Annotated in this window: 2 protein-coding genes; both read left to right on the top strand. The window is 71.4% G+C overall.

What is annotated here, in order from left to right:
- A partial coding sequence (locus RJ05_RS03970) for a KR domain-containing protein (RefSeq protein WP_036533236.1) occupies positions 1-1,660 on the top strand: 1,660 nt, incomplete at its 5' end.
- Positions 1,661-1,674: 14 nt separating this feature from the next.
- Positions 1,675-3,629, top strand: a 1,955-nt coding sequence (locus RJ05_RS03975) for a condensation domain-containing protein (protein WP_036533238.1), incomplete at its 3' end; no start/stop codon positions are given.

Raw genomic sequence — 3,629 nt, forward strand, 5'->3', positions numbered from 1 at the left:
ACCGGCCCGGCTCGTGGAACAGTGGGCCCGGCTGTCCCGGCGCACCATGGCGCCCGAACGCTCGATGACCTTGATCGACCCCACCGGGCGCTGCGCGGATCTGGCCGCGGCGGTCCGTGAGCGCGCCGAGCGGTACGGCGCGTCGGTGACGCCGTTCGAGGGCGCGCCCGTCGATGGCGCGAACACCGTTGTGCTGCTGCTGCCGCCGAGCGCGGCGGATACCGAGACGGCCGCGGTCGAGGAGTTCGCCGCGTTCGCGACCGACCAGCGATGGCGCGCCGCGCTCGGGCCGCAGGTGTCCGAATGCTGGCTCGTGACGGCCGGTGCGGAAGCGGTGGCCGACGACGATATCCCCGGGTTGGCGACGGCGGCCGCCGCGGCGGCGTTCCGCTGTGCCGCGCTCGAGCACATCGGCGTGGCGTTCCGCCATCTCGATCTGCCCGCGGACTATCCGGACGCCCCGATGAAGACCTCCGCCGATCGCGTGCTCGAGGCGGTGCACTTGACGGGTGAGCCGGAGCTGGCGGTGCGCGCGGGCGGGCTGCATGCCAAGCGGATCGTGGTGGCCGACGCGGCCGAGATCACCGGCCCGGACCTGTCCGAGGTGCTGATCCTCGGCGGCACCGGGCATGTCGGCCTGGAGTTCTGCGCGGAGCTGGTCCGCGCGGGCGCCGAGCGCATCACGCTGGTCAGCCGGCGCGGTGAGACACCCGCCGTCACGGCGAAACTCCGCGCCATCCGCTCGCTCGGCGCCACCGAGATCGCGGTGGTATCCGGTGATCTCACCGATGCCGACACCATGGCCGAGCTCGCGGCCCGATACTCCGGAAACCCCGTGACGCTGCTGATGCACGCCGCGGTCGACTATGTGTATTCGACGGACGCCGACGCCGATGCGGCGGCCCGATCCGCCGCTGCCAAGGTGATCGGGTTCGCCGCCGTCCTGCGGGCGCTCCCACTGACCGACGACGCCACCGTCCTGCTGTGTTCCTCCTTCGCCGCCTCCTTCGGCGGCTGGGGTCAAGCGTTGTACGCGGGGACCAACCGCATGCTCGACGCGATGGCATCGGCGCTGCGCGCCGGCGGCCGGGCCTGCGCATCGGTGCAGTGGGGTCTGTGGGTGCTGCCCGCCGAAGCCGACGCCGCCGTGCACGCCCGCATCGAGGGTTCGGGCCTGCTGCCGATGGATGCCGGGGCCGCCGTCACCGCCGGTCTGGCCGAGCCGAACGGCAACAGCCTCGTGCTCGCCGCCGACTGGGCCAGGATGCGCGAAGTCGCCGAGACCGTCGGGCTGGGCGCGGTGTTCGCGCCCGCCTTCGACGTACTCGTGGAGACCACCGCGCAGCCGGTCACCGCCTCGCCGGCGCCGGCGCCCGAGCAGGAGCAGGTGAGCGCCGCCGAACCCGAGGCCGCCACACCGGCGGACGCGGATTTCAGCGAACTGATCCGCCGCGAACTCGACCGCGTGATGTTGTCCGACGGCAGCGACCGGATCGACGGCTCGGTCCCGCTGGTGTCGCTGGGCATGGACTCGCTCCAGGCGCTCGACCTGCGCAAGCGGCTCAAGGCGGAACTGAATCGGGATCTGCCGGTCGCCGCCATTCTCGGCGGCGCCTCCCTGGACGAGGTCGTCTCACTGATGTCCGAGAACGAAGGCTGAGGAGCCCGCCTGTCATGCCGGAAACCGAACAGACGCGCCCGCGCATCGAGGACGTCCTGAGCCTGAGCCCGCTCCAGGAGGGCTTGTTCTCACTGGCGAAGGTCGCCGAGGCGGCCGACCTGTACAACATGCAGTTCGTCATCGAGCTCGGCGGCCCGGTCGACCTGCCGCTGCTGCGCCGCAGCGCGGAGGAGATCCTGCGCCGTCACCCCAATCTGCGTGCGGCGTTCTGGGATCGGGACCTGCCGAAGCCGGTCCAGATCGTGCCCGCCGCGGTGACGCTGCCGTGGTTCGAGCGGGCCGCCGCCGATGAGCGTGAACTCGCGGCCGTCATCGAATCCGAGGCGCGCTACAGCTTCGACCTCTCGCGCGGGCCCGCATTGCGCATCGTGGTGGTCAGCCCGCCGAGCGGACCGCGCCGGATGATCGTCACCGCCCACCACATCCTGATGGACGGCTGGTCGCTCGGTGTGTTCTTCCGCGAGCTCTTCGCGATCTATCAGGCCGGCGGATCCGCGGCGGCGTTACCCGCCCCGCGGCCCTACCGGGACTACATCGGCTGGCTGGCCGCCCGCGACGGCGAGGCCACCCTGCGGGCCTGGTCGCAGTACCTGGCCGAGGCCGAACCCTTGATCGTCGCCGATCGTTCCGACGCCCCGGTGAACACGATCGTGCCCACCGTCGAGAAGGTGGCGCTCGACCGCGCCGACACCGAACGGGTGCGGCAGTGGGCGCGCGCGAACGGTCTGACGATGAATACGGTGGTCCAGTTCGCCTGGGCCGTGGTGCTCGGCCGGATCACCGACCGGCGCGACATCGTCTTCGGCACGACCGTCTCCGGCCGGCCGGAGGAGCTCGCCGGCGTGGAGACCATGATCGGCCTGTTCATCAACACCATCCCGGTGCGTGTGCGGCTGGATCAGCTGACCGGTCCGGCGGGACCCGCCTGCGCGCAGTTGCAGCGCGATTCGGCGACCATGCGTGAACTGGGGTATGCGAGCCTGTCGGCCATTCAGCGCGCCGCCGGTCGCGGCGCGTTGTTCGACACGCTGTTCGTCTACGAGAACGCCCCCGTCGCCGATGTGCTCGACGAGATCACCACCACCGACGGGACCACGTTCCGTCCGGTCGCCTCGGAAAGCATGACGCACTATCCGCTGGCCGTGGTGTCGTATCTGCTCGACGGCGAGCTCACCGTGGTCATCGAGGCAGTGGCCGCGATGCTCGGCGAGCTGTCGCCCGCCGACCTGGCCGCCAGGCTCGTCTCGGTGCTCGGCATGCTTCCCGATCTCGGTGCGGCGGGCCAGGACGCGATCGACGTCCTGCTGCCGCACGAGCGCCCGCGACCGCCCGCGACCCCGGCCGCCGACGTGCTCGGTGTCACGGTGGCCGAACTGTTCGCCCGGCAGGTGGCCGCGACCCCCGATGCGCTCGCGCTGAGCACCGAACGGGAGCGCTACACCTACCGGGAGCTGTCGGAGGCCGTGCTGCGGGTAGCCGGTGGTCTGGCCGCCCGTGGTGTCGGCCCGGAGGACGTGGTGGCGCTGGCGATGCCGCGCTCGGCGCGCTCGATCGTCGCCATCCTCGGTGTGCTCGCGGCGGGAGCCGCCTATGTTCCGGTGGATGTCGCGTTGCCCGCCTCGCGTATCGAATCCATTCTCCGGCAGTCGGATCCGGTATTGGTGCTGACCGATGACGCGGTGGTCCCGCTGCCGGACGGCCTGCCGACGACACCGTTCGAAACCGTGGCCGCCGCCGCACCCTTGGACGCACCGCGCGACGGTCATCCGCAACAGTCCGCCTATCTGATCTTCACCTCCGGATCCACCGGTGAACCGAAGGGCGTGATCGGGACCCACGCGGCGCTGGCAAGCTATTTCGCCGACCACCGCGACCGCGTCTACCGGCCCGCCACCGCCCGGCTCGGCCGGCCATTGCGCATCGCGCACGCGTGGTCGCTGAGCTTCGA

The organism is Nocardia cyriacigeorgica NBRC 100375 (genome assembly GCF_000308555.1).
Lineage (GTDB): Bacteria > Actinomycetota > Actinomycetes > Mycobacteriales > Mycobacteriaceae > Nocardia > Nocardia cyriacigeorgica.